Raw genomic sequence first — 15,751 nt, forward strand, 5'->3', positions numbered from 1 at the left:
CCGGGGGTGGCGGCGGTACCCGAACTCGCCCTAGGGTCCCCGCCCATGACCGAACGCGAACCGGAATCCGAACCCGCCTTCCTGCGCACCACCCGCACCTCCTACGACACCCTGGCCGTCGACTACGTCGCCTTCTCCCGCGCGGAGCTGGCGGCCAAGCCGGTGGAGCGGTCCGTGCTCGCCGCCTTCGCCGAGCTGGCCGCCGCCGACGGACAGGGGCTCCCCGTCGCCGACGTGGGCTGCGGGACCGGTCGGATCACCGGACATCTGCACGGACTCGGCCTGGGCGTCGAGGTGTTCGGGATCGACCTGTCCCCGCGGATGCTGGCCCTCGCGCGCGAGGAACACCCCGGGCTGCGCTTCCAGGAGGGGTCCATGCTCGATCTCGACCTGCCGGAAGGCTCCCTGGGCGGTCTGCTCGCCTGGTACTCGACCATCCACGTCCCGGACGGAGAACTGCCGGGCGCCTTGGCCGAGTTCCACTGTGTTCTGGCGCCGGGCGCCCCCGTACAGCTCGGCTTCCAGGCCGGGGACGAGCCGCTGCGGATGACGGAGGCGTGGGGCCATGCCGTCTCGCTCGTCTTCCACCGCCGGCAGCCGGAGCAGATGGCCGGGCTGCTGCGGGCTGCGGGTCTGGAGGTGCGAGCCGTGCTGTGGAAGGAGCGGGAGACGGAGGGGCCGTTCCCGGAGCGGGCGCCGCAGGGGTTCGTACTGGCGCGGAGGCCGCCCGCGGCCTGAGCCCGGGCCCCGGCCCCGGCGCCCATCGGGCTCCCGGCGTTGCGCGGCGGCCCACCCGGTCCGGGCCGCCCGTACCTGCGCGGTGGCCCGCCCGGACCGGCCGCCCGTGCCCGCGCGTGCCCCGCGCGTGCCGCCCGCCCGGACCGGCCGCCCGTGCCCCCGCGTGCCACCCGGACCGCCCGCCCGTGCCCCCGCCCTGGCCGGGAGCCTTGCCGCGCCCGGTCTCCGGCGGGCCGCGTCGCACCACCGGCTCTCCCAAGATGCGGAGTGCCCCACAGTGACCAGACTGGTCACCATGGCAGAACAACGTTCAGCGCACGCCGGACGCTCCTCGACGGGGACACGGAAGAAGACCCCGTCCAGGCAGGGGCCCGAGCATGCCGCCCGCGCCGCCTGTCGAAGCCTGGAAGCACTGATCAGCCACCCGGCCGAGGGCGTCTCCGCGATCCGGCGCTCCGACGACGACGGCTGGTGCGTCGTCGTGGACGTTCTCGAAGTGGCCCGCATCCCGGACACGACCAGTCTCCTCGCCTCGTACGAGGTTCAGCTCGACAAGGCCGGCGAGCTCATGGAGTACACCCGGGTCCGCCGCTACCGGCGCGGTGCCGCCGACGAGTGACCCGACTCCGCCCGACAGCTGGAAGGACCTCCCCATGACGACCACGACCTACGTCGACGGTGCCGCTCCGTGCCCGCCCCGCGCCGGCACGCTCTACGACGTGCTGGAGCTCATTCTCGACCGGGGCATGGTGATCGACGTATTCGTACGGGTCTCCCTGGTCGGTATCGAGATCCTCAAGATCGACGCACGCATAGTCGTGGCCAGTGTGGACACCTACCTCCGCTTCGCCGAGGCGTGCAACCGCCTGGACCTCGAACGGGACTCCGGCTCCACCACCGTCCCCGAACTGTTCGGCGGCTCCGCGGCCAGGTCCATCGGCAAGCGGAAGGTGCGCAATGCGGCGGAGTCGGTGGGCGACACCGTACGCAAGGCGGTGGGGGCCGGTGACGACTCCGACGAGGAGTACGACGAGGCCGAGGCCGAGGCGGAGGAGAAGCCCGCGCGTCCGAGGAAGCGGCGGGCCCCCGCCGGCAGCACGAGCCGTCGCCGCCGAGCGGAGGTATGACCATGCGTGCCGAAGGGCGGGGTCGACCCGCAGACGGAGGGGGACTGTACGTCTACGCGGTCGTCCGGGCCGGAACGCCGCTGCCCCGCGAGGCCGGGGGCGTGGGCAGCCCGCCCGCTCCGCTGCGGACCGTCCGCGCGGGGATGGTAGCGGCGGTGGTCAGTGCCGCCCCCGCACAGTTGCGTGCCCGGCGCCGCGACCTGCTGGCCCACCAGGAACTCCTGACGCATCTGGCGGGCAGCGGGCCCGTCCTGCCCATGCGTTTCGGCATGGTCGCACCGGACGAGGACGCCCTGTGCGCGCAGTTGGCCGCAGCGGAGGCGTCCCACCTCGCCGACCTGGACCGGGTCGACGGACACGTGGAGATGAACGTCAAGGCCCTGCCGGCCCACGACTCCCTCGCCGCCCTGGTGGCGGGGGACGCGACCGTACGGCGGCTGCGCGACGAGACCCGCAGGCGCCCCGGCTACGAGGCCAATGTGCGGCTGGGCGCGGCCGTCGCCTCCGCCCTGGCCCGCCGGGCGGCCGAGGCCGGCCGGCGGGCCCTGCGGGAGCTGGCACCGATGGCCCGCGCGACGGCCGGGGGTCCCGAGGTCCCCGGCTGCGCGCTCAACGTGTCCTTCCTGGTGGGGCAGGCCGACGGCGACCGGTTCCGCGCGACCGCCGAACGTTTCGCGGCGGCCCACCGCGACCACGTCGAGCTCCGCGTCGCGGGTCCGCTGGCCTGCTACAGCTTCGTCGGCGCCGGGACCCAGAGCCCGCCCGCACCGGTCGGAGGGGCGTGACCATGGGCCTGATCTCCGGAGTGCTGCTGCTCCCCCTCGCACCCGCCCGGGGCGTGATGTGGGTCGCGGAACGGCTGCAGGACGCCGCCGAACGCGAACTGTACGACCCCGGGGTGATCCGCGCGCAGCTGGCGGCCCTCAACCACGAGCTCGACGAAGGACACATCGGGCTGGAGGAGTTCGAAGCGGAAGAGGAAAAGCTGCTCGACCGGCTGTACGCCGCGCAGACCGGCCGGACACCGACGACAGAAGGTGACAGGCATGGATGACCAGGCGAAAGTCACACTCGCAGCCGCCGTGGTGGGCGGATACGTGCTGGGCCGGACGAAGAAGGGCCGACTGGCCCTGAGCGTCGCGACCTATCTGGCGGGGCGCCGGTTCGGACTCGAACCCCGCCAACTGGCGGCCGAGGGGATGCGCAGGCTCGGTGAGGTACCACAAGTCGCCCAGTTGCAGGAGCAGTTGCGGGGCGAGGTCCTCAACGCTGGCCGCCAGGCGGTCACCGCTGCCGCCAACCGCTCCATGGCCTCCCTGGCGGACGCCATCGGCGACCGGACGGCCCGGCTCACCGCGGCGCCGGAGGACGAGGCGGAGGAGGACGAGGAGGGCCAGGAGGACGAGGGGCCCGAGGGTGAGGGCGAGGAGCCGGAAGCCGAGGGCGAGGAGGACGAGGAGCCGGACGAGGACGAGGAGGAGCCTGAGGAAGAGGAGCCCGAGGAAGAGGAAGACGAGGAGCCCGAAGGCGGGGAAGAGGAGGAGCCCGAGGACGAGGAGGACGAGGAGGAGGAGCCCGAGGAAGAAGAGGAGGAGGACGAGGAGGAACCCGAAGACGAGGAAGACGAGGACGAGGAGGAACCCGAAGACGAGGAAGACGAGGAAGAGGAGGAGGGCGAGCAGGAGCCTGAGGAGGAGGAAGACGAGGACGAGGAAGACGCGGACGAGGAAGAGGCGCCGCCCGCTCCGAAGGCCCGGCGCGAGCCTCGCAAGTCCCCGCCCCGGAAGCCTGCTGCCGAGAAGCCGGCCCCTGCCAAGAAGTCCGCCTCGGCCAAGAAGGCGGCCGAAAAGAAGGCGGCTCCGGCCAAGAAGGCCGCTCCCGCGAAGAAGACCGCGGCCAAGAGGGCGGCTCCCGCGAAGAAGACCGCAGCCAAGAGGACGGCTCCCGCAAAGAAGACAGCAGCGAAGAAGACGGCGGCCAAGAAGACGGCGAAGAAGACCGCACCGGCCAAGAAGTCGGCGGCCAAGAAAACAGCCCCCCGCAGCTCGGCCGCCAAGAAGACCGCCGCCAAGAAGACAGCGCCGGCGAAGCGGTCAGCTTCCCAGCGCGCCGACCGCCGGAGGTAGTCAGCCATGGCAAAGACGGACAAAGACGAATCCGAGGCTCCGGCGGCTCCGCAGGAGTCGGGTGTCGACCGCATCAAAGAAGAACTGTCGAAGTTCGCCAGTGCCCAGGTCCAGCAGCTCGCCGAGAAGGCCGGCGGCAAACTCAAGGACCTCACCGGTCAGTTGACCGACTCTGCTGAGAGCGGCTCCATGCCCTCCATCGCCTCGCGCGTCCTCCAGGGCGAATCCCCGGTGAAGGCCTTCATCTCGGAGAAGGCCAAGGGCACCAAGGACGCGGTCATGGACAAGGCGAAGAGCGCGTTCGGCGGGGGCGGCGGCGAAGGAGGCGGCGGGGGTGGCGGAGGCGGCGGGGGCGGCAACCGCAAGGCCGGCGGCGGCAAGTTCATGAACATCATCGAGGTGGTGGACGTCGGCGTGCCGTTGCGCACCGCCTACGACGCCTGGACGCAGTACGACGAGTTCAGCGGTTTCATGAAGGGCGTCCAGAGCGTCTCGAAGGGCGACGACGAGGAGACCGACTGGAAAGTCAAGGTCGGCCCCTCCACCCGCAGCTTCAAGGCCACGGTGCAGGAACAGGTGCCGGACGACCGCATCGTCTGGACCTCCGAGGGTGCCAAGGGCAGCACGCGCGGAGCCATCAGCTTCCACGAGCTGTCCCCGAACCTGACCCGGATCGTGCTGGTCGTGGAGTACTACCCGGCCGGGTTCTTCGAGAAGACGGCCAACCTCTGGCGTGCCCAGGGCCGTCGTGTACGGCTGGACTTCAAGCACTTCCAGCGGTACGTGACCCTCACCGAGGAGGAGCCCGAGGGGTGGCGCGGCGAGATCCGCGACGGCGAGGTCGTGGTCAGCCACGAGGAAGCCGTCGAGCGCGAGGAGGCGGAGGAGGCCGAGGACCAGGAGAACGGTGAGGAGGAGCCCGGCGAGGAGGCGGGCGAGGCAGGCGAAGACGACGAGTACGACGACGAGGACGAGGAGCCCGAGGAGGGCGAAGAGGAAGAGGAAGGGGACGACGAGGAGGAAGAGGGCGACGGGCCGGAGGACGAAGCGGAAGCGGAGGAGGAAGAGGAGCCCGAGGAGGGCGAAGAGGAAGAGGAAGACGAGGAACCCGAGGAGGACGAAGAGGAAGAGGAACCCGAGGAGGACGAAGAGGAAGACGAGGAGCCCGAGGAGCCCCCCGCTCCCAAGCGCGTGAGCCGCCGGCGCCGGTCGGAGGCCGCACGGTGACCGACCTCGACTTCCGCCACGGCGGACAGCCGGCCAACGGCCCCCACACCACCAATCTCGCCGACATCCTCGAACGCGTGCTGGACAAGGGCATCGTCATCGCCGGGGACATCAAGATCGACCTCCTCGACATCGAACTGCTCACCATCCGGCTGCGCCTCTTCGTGGCCTCCGTCGACACCGCGAAGAAGGCGGGTATCGACTGGTGGGAGACCGATCCGGCCCTCAGCTCCCGGGCGTCGCGCAACGCCCTGGAGGACGAGAACCGCCGGTTGCGGGAACGTCTCCAGGCCCTCGAACCGGCCACGGAAGAAGCCGGCGGCCCGGACCACCCGTACGGGGACGCCGACACGGACCGCAGCAAGGAGACCGGGCAGCGATGACGCACCCCACCTCACGGGCCCGGGCTGCGGGCACCGGTGTCACGTACGTGTTCGCGGTCTGCCGGGGCACCCGTGCCACCAACACGGCGGATGTCACCGGCCTGGCCGGAATGCCGGGCGGTGCGGCGGTCCGGCTGCTGCCCTCCGGGCCCCTGACCGCCGTGGTCCAGACCGTCCCGGCCGCCGACTTCACGGACGAGGTCTGGCAGACCCGGCTCGCCGACCGGCAGGAGATCGAGCGGTACGCCCGGGCCCACCACGAGGTCGTGTCCGCCGCGGCCGCCCACGGGCCCGCCGTACCGCTGCCCCTGGCCACGCTGTACCACGACGACGACCGGGCCCGCCGAGCCCTGGACGACGAGGCGCACCGCTTCCACAGCGTGCTGAAGCGCATCGCGCAGCACGCCGAGTGGGGCGTGAAGGTGTACGAGCCCGCGGCCGTCCCGGAGGAGAGGGAACCCGCCACCGCCGGGGGCGGCGGGCGTGAGGCTCCCGCCGCCCCCGGTGCCGGGCTCGCCTACCTGAACCGCAGGCGCGGGGTCCACGAGCGGCGGGAGCGGCGCCGGGAACAGGCCCTGTCCGTCGCCGAATCGGTGGACGCCGAGCTCCGTGAGCTGGCGGCCGCCTCGCGCCGCCTCCGTACGCACGGAGCCGTTCCGGCGGGCGACGGCCGGGTGCACGTGCTCAACGCGACGTACCTCGTGGCCGTGCAGCGGACGGACGAACTGGCCGCACGCGTCAGTGAACTGGGTGAGCGGACCGGGGCGCGGATCGAACTGACCGGGCCCTGGGTGCCGTACTCCTTCGTCGGAGAGGTGTAGTCGTGGTGGCCGAGCGCGCGGTGGTGCCCTGGGACAGCCCGGAGCCTCTGGGCGGGCCCATCGGGGTGCCCTTGGTGGATCTGCTGGACCGTGTTCTGGCGACCGGTGTCGTCGTCAGCGGCGACCTGGTGATCGCCATCGCCGACGTACCTCTCGTACGGGTGTCGCTGCACGCCCTGCTCTCGTCGGTCAGCGAACGGGTTCCGGCGCCGTGGGCCGACGGGGGGCCGCTGTGACGGATACGCGCTCAGCCATGGGGCCCGGCAGGGGCGCGCGGGTCGATCTGGACTCCGAGCAGATGGGGCGGGACCTGGTGGCCCTGGTGCTGACCGTGGTGGAGCTGTTGCGGCAGTTGATGGAGCGACAGGCGATCCGCCGGGTGGAGCAGGGCGACCTCAGCGACGAGCAGGTCGAGGAGATCGGGACCACGCTGATGCTGCTCGACCAGCGGATGAAGGAGCTCTGCGACCAGCACGGGGTGCGCCCGGAGGACCTCAATCTGGACCTCGGCCCGCTCGGGTCGCTGCTGCCGCGCGACTGAGGTCCGGTACCCCGAATGGCGGATGGTGGCGGGCGGGCGGAGAGTGGATGAGGGGACCCGTGCGGGCGGGGGGAGCGCCCGTGGCAACCACACCCTGTGAGGCGGACATGACAGACATCGAACCTCTGAGCGGAACCCCGGCGGCGAGCGGAGGAGGCGGCGTGCGCGGCAGGACCACCATCGCCGACGGCGTCGTGGCCACCATCGCCGGAATAGCGATACGGGAGACCGACGGCGTCCACTCGGTGGGCAGGGGCGCCTCGAAGGCGCTGGGCGCCATGACGGGCCGGGTGTCCGGGTCCTCGGGCGCCGGACGGGCCGTGAAGGTCGAGGTGGGCGAGAAGCAGGCGGCGATCGATGTCGACGTCGAGGTGGAGTACGGCGTTCCGATCCATGAGCTGGCCGACCGGATCAGGACGCAGGTCGTCGACGCGGTGGAGACGATGACCGGTCTCGACGTCGTCGAGGTCAACATCAACGTCTTCGACGTGCACGTCCCGGACGATGACGACGAGGAGGAGAACAGGTCGGGCGGCGGTTCCGGAGGCGGGGGTTCCCGCGTGCGGTGAGCCCCCGCTCCGGTCGGCTCCCGGCCGATTGTCAGTGGCGGCTGTGAAGATGGGGACTCCGACGCAGAACAGCGCGGGACACTGAGGGAGACCCCATGGGCGCTTGGGACATCGGCCACTTCGACAACGACACCGCGGCGGACTTCGGCCGGCGCGTGGACGACGCGGAGCCGGAGAAGAAGGCGGACGTGCTCCGGGCCGTCCTGACCGCCGCCGCCGGCACCGCCCCGCAGGACTATCTGGACGGCGGCGAGGAAGCCATAGCGGCGGCCGCCCTCGTGGCGGCCCAGTGCCCCGGCGGCGAGCCCGTGACCACCGCGTACGGCCCGAAGAAGCCGCTGCCCCCGCTCCCCGCCGACCTGCGCCCGCTGGCGGTCCGCGCCCTGGACCGGGCGACGGCCGAGAACGCGGAGCCGCGGGACCTGTGGGCCGAGGCCGGCGCTGAGGCGCAGTGGCTGGCCGGTACGGCCGCCCTGCGCGCGGTGCTGGCGGCGGCACCGGGGGAGTAGGGCGCACCGGGGAGCAGGGCCTCTGGGCGTCCCGGCCCCGTCCTCAGCGTTTCGGGCGGCCCGCGCGTACGATCTCGTCGACGTCCAGGGAGAGTTCGGCGCCGATGGAGGCGGGCAGCGGGGCCTCCTGGCCGGGGGCGTACACCTCGTGGCGGTCGTAGCCGCCGGGCAGCGGCTCGGTCAGGACGTGGACCCGGCCGTGCCTGCGGTCGACGATCACGTAGACCGGGATCTTGGCCTGGGCGTAGGCGGTGACCTTGTTGCGGAGGTCGTTCTGGTAGTTCCCGGAGGTGACTTCCAGGACCAGGCGGAAGCAGGCGGGGTCGTAGCTGTTGTTCGCGATCAGACGCTCGTTGTAGTCGGAGTCGACGATCGTCAGGTCGGGAATCACGTAGTCCTCGGGGCCGCTGGGAAGCCAGAGGCCGATGCCTGGGAGGACTCTCGACTCCTCGCCGTGCAGACCGGCGGAGAGGAAGGGGACCATGAGCGTGGTCAGGGCGTCCGCGTGCGGGCCGTCCGGGGGTGGTGCCACGGTGATGACGCCTCCGATGATCTCGACGCGATGCCCCGGAAGTTGCTCCATGAGACGGTTGGCCGTTTCCAGCAGCGTTTCCGGCTCACCGTCACAGGGGTGCTCGACTGCTGCTGCAGACATTGCGGGCCTCCTGAAATGGGCTGGTGTCGAGAGCATCATCGTAGGGCGGGACAGCCGAGAACCGCGCTTCTGGCATATGCCAGCCGGTCGGGTGAAGCAGAAACGGGCCCGGCACCCACGTGGGTGCCGGGCCGTCTCCGTACAGCCGGAAAGGCGGAAGAACTACAGCTTCTCGATCACGTAGTCGACGCACGCCGTCAGCGCCTGCACGTCCGCCGGGTCGATCGCCGGGAACATCGCCACCCGCAGCTGGTTGCGGCCCAGCTTGCGGTACGGCTCGGTGTCCACGATGCCGTTGGCGCGCAGCACCTTGGCGACGGCCGCCGCGTCGATCTCGTCCGAGAAGTCGATCGTGCCGATGACCTGCGAGCGCTTCGCCGGGTCCGTGACGAACGGGGTCGCGTACTTGGACTCGTCGGCCCAGCCGTAGAGGTGGCCGGAGGAGGCGGCCGTGCGGCCCGTGGTGAAGTCCAGGCCGCCCTGGGTGTTCATCCACCTCAGCTGCTCGTTCAGCAGGAAGAGGGTGGCCAGCGCCGGGGTGTTGTACGTCTGGTTCTTGAGGGAGTTGTCGATCGCCGTCGGAAGCGAGAAGAACTCCGGGACGTGCCGGCCCGAGGCGTGGATCCGGGCGGCGCGCTCCAGGGCGGCCGGGGAGAACACGGCGATCCACAGGCCGCCGTCGGAGGCGAAGGACTTCTGCGGGGCGAAGTAGTAGACGTCGGACTCGGTGATGTCGACCGGGAGGCCGCCCGCGCCGGAGGTGGCGTCCACCAGGACGAGGGAGCCCTCGTCGGCGCCCGCGACGCGCTCGACCGGCGCGGCGACCCCCGTGGAGGTCTCGTTGTGGGTCAAGGCGTAGACGTCGACGCCAGGCTCGGCCCGCGGGTCCGGATGGGTGCCCGGGTCGGAGGCGATGACGGTGGGGTCGGCCAGCCACGGGGCGAGGAGGGACGCCTTGGCGAACTTGGAGGAGAACTCACCGAAGTTCAGGTGCTGGGACTTCGCCTCGATCAGACCGTGCGTGGCGACGTCCCAGAAGGCGGTGGAGCCGCCGTTGCCGAGGATGACCTCGTAACCCTCGGGGAGGGAGAAGAGGCTGCGCACACCGTCGCGCACCTCGCCGACCAGGTTCTTGACCGGGGCCTGGCGGTGGGACGTACCGAGGAGAGAGGTGCCGGTGGCGGCCAGCGCGTCGAGCGCCTCCGTCCGCACCTTGGAAGGACCGGCGCCGAAGCGTCCGTCGGCGGGCTTGATGTCAGCGGGAATCTGGATGTCGGCCACGAGTCGGAGCGTAGTCCCTCGGCGCCACGGCCCAGCAACCGTGTCCGTCCGGTGAGACGCGCGCTCCGACCCGTGGACGCCCGTGGGAAGGGGAATTGACGCCCGTGGGAAGGGGAGTTCACGCCCCGTGGCCGAACGGGCAACCCAGCTCCACCGGCAGCTCGTACAGGTCGTTCTGCGTCACGATCGGCTTGTTGCGCAGCTCGGAGGCCGGCACCGCCAGCTCCAGCTGCGGGAACCGCTCGTACAGCGCCGGCAGCGCGATCCCCGCCTCCAGGCGGGACAGGGCCGCACCCGGGCAGACGTGCGGGCCGTGGCCGAAGGCGATGTGGCGGTTGGGGGTGCGGGTGGCGTCGAAGTCGCCCGCCGTCGGGCCGTACTGCTCCTCGTCCCGGCCCAGTGCCCCGAACGAGACGATCAGCGCCTCGCCCTTCGGGAGCACCTTGTCGCCGACCTCGACGTCCTCGGTGGCGAAGCGGATCAGGACGTGCGAGGTCGGGGTGTTCCAGCGCAGCGTCTCCTCGATCACGCCCTCCCACCCGATCTCCCCGTCCAGCACCCGCTTGCGCTGCTCGGGGTGGGTCTGGAGCGCCTCCACGACGTTGACGATCAGGCTGATCGTGGTCTCGTGTCCGGCGGCGATGATCAGTTGCAGCGTGTTGACGATCTCCTCGTCCGTGAGGTGGTCGCCGTTCTCGGAGGCCGCTATAAGGGCGCTGGTGAGGTCGTCACCCGGGGCGGCCCGCTTGCCTTCGACGATCTTCGTGAAGAGGGCCCCGAGGTCCGCCATCATCCGGGGGACCTCCTCCGGCGGGGTCTGTGTCGAGAAGAACTTCTCGAACAGCTCCTTCAGCCGCGGGTGGTCCGCCGCGTCCACGCCCATCAGCTCGCTGATGACGTTCATGGGCAGCGGGTAGGCGAACTCCGCCTTCAGGTCCACCGGCACCCCGGCCGGGAAGGCCGCCAGCCTCTCCAGGCTCGCGTTCGTCAGCGCCTCGATCCCGGAACGCAGCCGCTCCACCCGCCTCACCGTGAGCGCCTGCGCCACCAGCGTACGCAGCCGGCGGTGGTCGGCCCCGTCGACCGTCAGCATCGAGCGGCCCGGGTTGGCCAGGCCGATCAGCGGCCAGTCCAGGGGTATCTCGCCGCGCTGCCAGGCGCCCCAGACGTCGATGTCCTTGACCACCCGGCTGTCGGTGAGCAGCGCGCGGGCCTCCGCGTGACGGGTGACCGCGTAGACGTGCACCCCGCCCGGCAGCTCCACCTCGGCCAGCGGACCCGCGGCCCGCAGCGCGGCGCTCTCGCCGTCGAGGTCTCCGACGAGGGGATCGAGCGCGATGCGGGTCATGCGGGGCCTCCGAAGCTTGCGGGTCTGCCGAGGGCGGGCGTGGGCGTGAAGAGCACCGGCAGGTCGGTCAGACCGCGCAGCCACGGTGACGGGCGGCGGGTGAGCTGCTCGGCGGGGACGGCGAGGTCCACGTCCGGCAGCCGGTCCAGCAGGACCTCGATGCCGGTACGGGCGATGACCTCGGCGGTCTCCTGGGCCGGGAACGGGCAGCGGTGCTCGCCGTGGCCGAAGGAGAGGAAGGCGTTGTTGCCGCCGGTCAGCGCCGAGCCGTCGGTCCGCACCTGCGGGTCGCCGTTGGCGGCGGCGAGGCCGAGCAGCAGCAGGTCGCCGGCGCGGATGTGCCGGCCGCCGAGGTGGGTGTCGCGGGCGGCCCAGCGGCCTGCCACGTTCTGGGTGGGGGTGTCCTCCCAGAGCACCTCGTTCATCGCTTCGGCGACGCTGTGCCGGCCGCCGGAGAGCGAGGCGGCGAACCGGTCGTCGGTGAGCATCAGACGCAGCGAGTTGCCCACCCAGTCGGCGGTCGGCTGGTGCCCGGCCGCCATCATCACCATGAGGTCCTGGGCGACCTCCTCGTCGGTGAAGCCGCCGGCGTCCGCGATCATCCGGCTGGCGACGTCGTCACCGGGCTCGGCGTGCTTGTCGGCCAGCAGCTGGAACATCGAGGTGGCCAGGTGGTGCTGTCCGGCGAGCGCCCGCTCCCGGCCGTCGATCATGTCGTTGATCGCGCCGACCAGGGGGTAGGTATCCTCGTCGGAGAAGCCGTAGATCCTGGCCAGCACGAGGGCGGGCAGCAGCTTGGCGTACTCCGCGATGATGTCGACCGAGCCCTTGGTGCAGAACCGGTCGATCAGCTCGTCCGCGAACTCCTCCGCGTACCGCTTCAGCGAGAACGGGTCGACGCCCTCCAGCGCGTTGCTGATCATCATCGCGCGGACGCTGTGGCGCTCGCCGACCGTGTAGAGGATCGAGGGCTGCCTGCGCCCGATCATCGGCAGCAGCGGCCAGTCGTCCGGGATGCGGTCCCACTGGTTCCACAGGTCGGAGTCCCGGCTGAAGAGGGCCGGGTCGCCGGTGACCTGGTGCAGTTCGCGGTAGCCGAGGACGAGCCAGGCGGGCACGTCGCCGTCCAGCGCGACCGGGGCGACGGCGCCGTGGTCGCGCCGCATGTCCCGGTAGAGCTGGACGGGGTCGCTCTGGAAGCGGGGTCCGGACAGGGGCACGGACCCGTGGGTGACGGGGCAGCCGGAGGTGGTGGTCACGGGGCGGGCTCCGGGGTCGGGGCGGCCGCCGCCAGTGCCACCTCGGGGGCGCGGAGGCGGGCGGCGGAGAGCGCGGCGAGGTGCTCGACGAGGGTGATGAGCACGTACTTGCTGGAGGACCGGTCGCGGGCGTCGCACTCCACCAGCGGTACGTCGTCCGCGAGGTCCAGGGCCTCGCGGATCTGCTGCTCGCTGTGGAGCGGGCCGCCGAAGTCGTTGCACGCCACGATGAAGGGCGTGCCGTGGTGCTCCAGGCGGTCGATGGCGTACCAGGAGTCGGCGAGCCGGCGGGTGTCGACGAGGACGACCGCGCCGAGCGTGCCGGAGAACAGCCGGTCCCACAGGAACCAGAACCGCTCCTGTCCGGGCGCGCCGAAGAGGTACAGCACCGAGCGTTCGTCGAGCGTGATGCGGCCGAAGTCGAACGCCACGGTGGTGGACGACTTGGCCTGTACGCCGTCGAGGTGGTCGACGGCCTCGCCCGCGCGGGTCATCGTCTCCTCCGTGTTGAGCGGACGGATCTCGCTCACGGATCGGACCATGGTGGTCTTGCCGACGCCGAAGCCGCCGACGACAACGATCTTGAGTCCGTTGTCGGCGGTGTCGCTCAGGGTGGCGCGGTCAGAGGTTGCGGAGTCCAACGAGCACCTGTTCCAGGATGTCGGGGTCGGGGAGCCGGTCCGCGACACGGGCGGTACGGGGGTGGCGGGCGCTGATCCGGCCGGTGTCCAGCAGGTCGCACAGCAGGATGCGGACGATGCTGACCGGCAGGTTCAGGGTCGCGGCGATCTCGACGACGGCGGTGGGCCCCTGGCACATCCGCAGGATGGCGACGTGCTCCGACTGCATGCCGGGGGCCGGGTCGCACTCGGCGACGACGAGGGTCACCAGGTCGAAGGCGGCCGAGTCGGAGCGGCTGCGTCCCCCGGTGAGGGTGTACAGCCGGTCCGGATCGTCGTCGCGGCCCGGGCGGGGGCGGGGCGCCGTCGTCATACGGCCGGGTTCTCGGCCGCGGGCGTGCGCGGCGGGGCGACGAGGTGCTCGCCGAGCTGCTCGACGAGCTCGCTCATGTTGTGGCCGACCAGGCCCACGTCGGAGTCCTCGTCGGCGACGACGGCCAGATGTGCGCCGGCGCCCGCCTCGACGATGAACAGCACGCCGCCGTAGAACTCGGCCATCGCGGACCGTACGCCGCCGGTGCCGTCACCGAACTCGATGGACGCGCCGTGCGAGAGGCTCTGGATCCCGGCGGAGATCGCGGCCAGCTGGTCGGCCTGGTCGATCGAGAGCTCGGGGGTGCGGCACAGCTTGAGGCCGTCGCGGGACAGGACGAGGGCGTGGCGGGTCCCGGGGGTGCGGTCCAGCAGCCCCTCCAGCAGCCAGTTGAGCTTCTCGTCGGTGGTCGCGGTCATCGGGTGTTGCCTTCCGGGTGCGGGGAGTTGGCACGTACCGCCCGGCTGAAGGTGCTGAAGCGCGCTGCCTGGACCTTCGGGTCGGTGGTACGGGCCCGGGGGGTGTCGGCTCCGCCGGGGGCGGCGTTGCCGGTACGGGCTTCGGCGGCGGCCAGCGTGCGGCCGCGGCGGCGCTTGGGCAGGCCGCTCTCACCGAACGTGGGTACGGCGCCGGTGGATTCGGACTCCGACTCCGCCGCCGGGGTCGGGGGCGTGGAGTCCTCGGAGTCCGCCGGGGCGGAGGCGGACGGGGAGTCGGCCACGGTCCGGGCCGTGGCCGGGGCGTTGGCGGTGTCCGCGCCGGCTGCCGAGGCGTGGGACGGCTCCGGTTCGGCGGGAGCCGCCGGGAGGGCGGCGGCCGGGGCCGGGGCCGGTGCGGTGGTACGGGCGATGAGCTCCTGCGGCAGCATCATCAGCGCGCCGGTGCCGCCGCGGGCCGAGGGCCGGAAGGAGACGGTCAGCCCGTGCTTACGGGCCAGCCGGCCGACGACGGCGAGACCGAGCCGGGTACCGGACAGGTTGGTCAGGTCCTGGTTCTCGGCGGAGACGGCCCGCTCCGCGCGGCGCAGCTGCACCTCGCTCATGACCAGGCCGCTGTCCTCGACGGTGATGACGATGCCCGCCGGGACCTCCTCCACGTACACGTGGACCTCGGCGGTGGGCGGCGAGAAGTTGGCCGCGTTGTCCAGGAGTTCGGCGAGCGCGTGCATGACGCCCTCGGCCGCGTGCCCGGCGATGGCGACATCGCTGGTGGAGTGGAGGCGGACGCGCTGGTAGCTGCCGATGCGGCCCATCGCGCCGCGCAGGATCGACTCCATGACGATCGGCTTGGCCCAGCGCCGTCCCGAACGCGCCCCGGTCAGTACGGCGATGGAGTCCGCGAGCCGGCCCGCCTGGGCGGTGCGGTGGTCCAGGTGGAGCAGGTCCCCGAGGACGGACTCGTCCGCGTGCCGGTGCTCCATCTCCCGCAGGTCGGCCAGCATGCTGGTGGCCAGGGCCTGCATCCGCCCGGCCGCGTTGGCGCAGGCCGCGACGGCGGCGGACCGCTCGGTCTCGGCGCGGGTGGCGCGGGCGGTGAGCCGGTCGACGGTGACGGAGAGGCGGGACCGCTCGGCGGCGGCCTCCGCGGCGGTCCGCTCCATCTCGGCGCGGGCCTCGGCGGTGACGCGGGCGGTCTCGGCGGAGGCGGCGGCCTTGATCCGGGCGGCCTCCGCGGTGAAGCGCTGGGCCTCGGCGGCGGAGGCGGAGACCAGGCGCGAGGTCTCGGAGGTGAACCGCTGGGTGTCGGCGGCCCGCAGGGAGCGCACGGTGCGCGCGGCCCCCAGGGTGTGGACGGTGACGGCCACGCAGACGCTCAGCAGCACGGCGGCCGCCCCCGCGCCCCAGGCCAGCGGGGTCCGTACCGAATCGGGGGCCACGGCCACGGCCCACAGAGTCAGCGTGCCGGTGACGGCTGCCGAGATCAGCAGGGCGAACGCGGTGGGCCGGAATGAGGGGCGCAATCGGAGTCCTCGGTGGCGGACGGTGCGGGACGGTACGTACGGGGCGAGCTGTACCGGCCGAAACAGGACAGTTCGTCATGGGTGCGGGCGATCATGCACAACTGGAGCTGATAATTCCTGCTCAAGTCTTGGTCACTATAGGAGACTTGACGGTCTGTTTGGGAAGATCTTGTAGCCTTCTTTGTGCTGCTTGAGAGATTTTGTCCGCCCGCAT

21 protein-coding genes are annotated in these 15,751 nt (G+C 71.8%); 13 read left to right on the forward strand and 8 right to left on the reverse strand.

Annotation, left to right across the window (positions count from 1 at the left end; translation table 11 throughout):
• The first annotated feature begins 45 nt into the window (after positions 1-45).
• From ACIQAK_RS13255 to ACIQAK_RS13315, 13 genes are all read left to right on the forward strand, one after another.
• Entirely contained in the window at positions 46-738 is a 693-nt protein-coding gene (locus ACIQAK_RS13255; protein ID WP_366390425.1) for a class I SAM-dependent methyltransferase, read from the forward strand.
• A 295-nt stretch (positions 739-1,033) separates the two neighbouring features.
• Positions 1,034-1,357 (forward strand): gas vesicle protein, encoded by a 324-nt coding sequence (locus tag ACIQAK_RS13260; protein WP_366390426.1) that lies wholly within the window; start codon positions 1,034-1,036, stop codon positions 1,355-1,357.
• A gap of 34 nt (positions 1,358-1,391) precedes the next feature.
• Positions 1,392-1,865 (forward strand): gas vesicle protein GvpJ, encoded by a 474-nt coding sequence (gene gvpJ, locus ACIQAK_RS13265; RefSeq protein ID WP_366390427.1) that lies wholly within the window; start codon positions 1,392-1,394, stop codon positions 1,863-1,865.
• Between the two features lie 2 nt (positions 1,866-1,867).
• Positions 1,868-2,650, forward strand: a complete 783-nt coding sequence (locus tag ACIQAK_RS13270) for a GvpL/GvpF family gas vesicle protein (protein WP_366390580.1) — start codon at positions 1,868-1,870, stop codon at positions 2,648-2,650.
• Positions 2,651-2,652: 2 nt separating this feature from the next.
• The gene (locus tag ACIQAK_RS13275) at positions 2,653-2,919 is read left to right on the forward strand and encodes a gas vesicle protein GvpG (protein WP_366390428.1); all 267 of its coding nucleotides are present in this window, start codon (positions 2,653-2,655) and stop codon (positions 2,917-2,919) included.
• Positions 2,912-3,991: a histone protein gene (locus ACIQAK_RS13280; protein ID WP_366390429.1), complete on the forward strand. Its 1,080-nt coding sequence runs from the start codon at positions 2,912-2,914 to the stop codon at positions 3,989-3,991. The genes ACIQAK_RS13275 and ACIQAK_RS13280 overlap by 8 nt, the downstream gene beginning before the upstream one ends.
• 6 nt (positions 3,992-3,997) lie before the next feature.
• Positions 3,998-5,218: an SRPBCC family protein gene (locus ACIQAK_RS13285; RefSeq protein ID WP_366390430.1), complete on the forward strand. Its 1,221-nt coding sequence runs from the start codon at positions 3,998-4,000 to the stop codon at positions 5,216-5,218.
• Positions 5,215-5,601 carry a gas vesicle protein gene (locus ACIQAK_RS13290; RefSeq protein ID WP_366390431.1) on the forward strand — a complete coding sequence of 129 codons (387 nt, stop codon included), beginning with the start codon at positions 5,215-5,217 and terminating at the stop codon, positions 5,599-5,601. The genes ACIQAK_RS13285 and ACIQAK_RS13290 overlap by 4 nt, the downstream gene beginning before the upstream one ends.
• On the forward strand, positions 5,598-6,422 hold the full coding sequence (locus ACIQAK_RS13295) for a GvpL/GvpF family gas vesicle protein (protein ID WP_366390432.1): 825 nt from the start codon (positions 5,598-5,600) through the stop codon (positions 6,420-6,422). Before ACIQAK_RS13290 ends, ACIQAK_RS13295 begins: the two co-directional genes overlap by 4 nt.
• Before the next feature lie 5 nt (positions 6,423-6,427).
• Positions 6,428-6,658, forward strand: coding sequence for a gas vesicle protein (locus ACIQAK_RS13300; RefSeq protein ID WP_366390581.1), 231 nt, complete (start codon positions 6,428-6,430; stop codon positions 6,656-6,658).
• Between the two features lie 17 nt (positions 6,659-6,675).
• On the forward strand, positions 6,676-6,963 hold the full coding sequence (locus tag ACIQAK_RS13305; protein ID WP_366390433.1) for a gas vesicle protein K: 288 nt from the start codon (positions 6,676-6,678) through the stop codon (positions 6,961-6,963).
• A 107-nt stretch (positions 6,964-7,070) separates the two neighbouring features.
• On the forward strand, positions 7,071-7,532 hold the full coding sequence (locus ACIQAK_RS13310; RefSeq protein WP_366390434.1) for an Asp23/Gls24 family envelope stress response protein: 462 nt from the start codon (positions 7,071-7,073) through the stop codon (positions 7,530-7,532).
• A gap of 95 nt (positions 7,533-7,627) precedes the next feature.
• Positions 7,628-8,041 (forward strand): DUF4259 domain-containing protein, encoded by a 414-nt coding sequence (locus ACIQAK_RS13315; RefSeq protein WP_366390435.1) that lies wholly within the window; start codon positions 7,628-7,630, stop codon positions 8,039-8,041.
• A 43-nt stretch (positions 8,042-8,084) separates the two neighbouring features.
• Here the strand turns inward: ACIQAK_RS13315 and ACIQAK_RS13320 are convergent, their stop codons facing one another.
• From ACIQAK_RS13320 to ACIQAK_RS13355, 8 genes are all read right to left on the reverse strand, one after another.
• On the reverse strand, positions 8,085-8,696 hold the full coding sequence (locus ACIQAK_RS13320; protein WP_366390436.1) for a Uma2 family endonuclease: 612 nt from the start codon (positions 8,694-8,696) through the stop codon (positions 8,085-8,087).
• 162 nt (positions 8,697-8,858) lie between these two features.
• Positions 8,859-9,977 carry a phosphoserine transaminase gene (gene serC, locus ACIQAK_RS13325; RefSeq protein WP_366390437.1) on the reverse strand — a complete coding sequence of 373 codons (1,119 nt, stop codon included), beginning with the start codon at positions 9,975-9,977 and terminating at the stop codon, positions 8,859-8,861.
• Positions 9,978-10,095: 118 nt separating this feature from the next.
• Positions 10,096-11,325 carry a cytochrome P450 gene (locus ACIQAK_RS13330; RefSeq protein WP_366390438.1) on the reverse strand — a complete coding sequence of 410 codons (1,230 nt, stop codon included), beginning with the start codon at positions 11,323-11,325 and terminating at the stop codon, positions 10,096-10,098.
• Complete coding sequence (locus ACIQAK_RS13335) at positions 11,322-12,584, reverse strand: cytochrome P450 (protein ID WP_366390439.1); 1,263 nt, start codon at positions 12,582-12,584, stop codon at positions 11,322-11,324. Before ACIQAK_RS13335 ends, ACIQAK_RS13330 begins: the two co-directional genes overlap by 4 nt.
• On the reverse strand, positions 12,581-13,225 hold the full coding sequence (locus ACIQAK_RS13340; RefSeq protein ID WP_366390440.1) for an ATP/GTP-binding protein: 645 nt from the start codon (positions 13,223-13,225) through the stop codon (positions 12,581-12,583). Before ACIQAK_RS13340 ends, ACIQAK_RS13335 begins: the two co-directional genes overlap by 4 nt.
• Positions 13,206-13,577 carry a DUF742 domain-containing protein gene (locus tag ACIQAK_RS13345; RefSeq protein WP_366390441.1) on the reverse strand — a complete coding sequence of 124 codons (372 nt, stop codon included), beginning with the start codon at positions 13,575-13,577 and terminating at the stop codon, positions 13,206-13,208. Before ACIQAK_RS13345 ends, ACIQAK_RS13340 begins: the two co-directional genes overlap by 20 nt.
• Positions 13,574-13,996: a roadblock/LC7 domain-containing protein gene (locus ACIQAK_RS13350; protein ID WP_366390442.1), complete on the reverse strand. Its 423-nt coding sequence runs from the start codon at positions 13,994-13,996 to the stop codon at positions 13,574-13,576. Before ACIQAK_RS13350 ends, ACIQAK_RS13345 begins: the two co-directional genes overlap by 4 nt.
• Positions 13,993-15,537, reverse strand: coding sequence for an ATP-binding protein (locus ACIQAK_RS13355; protein WP_366390443.1), 1,545 nt, complete (start codon positions 15,535-15,537; stop codon positions 13,993-13,995). The genes ACIQAK_RS13350 and ACIQAK_RS13355 overlap by 4 nt, the downstream gene beginning before the upstream one ends.
• Between the last annotated feature and the right edge of the window lie 214 nt (positions 15,538-15,751).

The organism is Streptomyces sp. NPDC088706, from assembly GCF_044752765.1.
GTDB lineage: Bacteria > Actinomycetota > Actinomycetes > Streptomycetales > Streptomycetaceae > Streptomyces.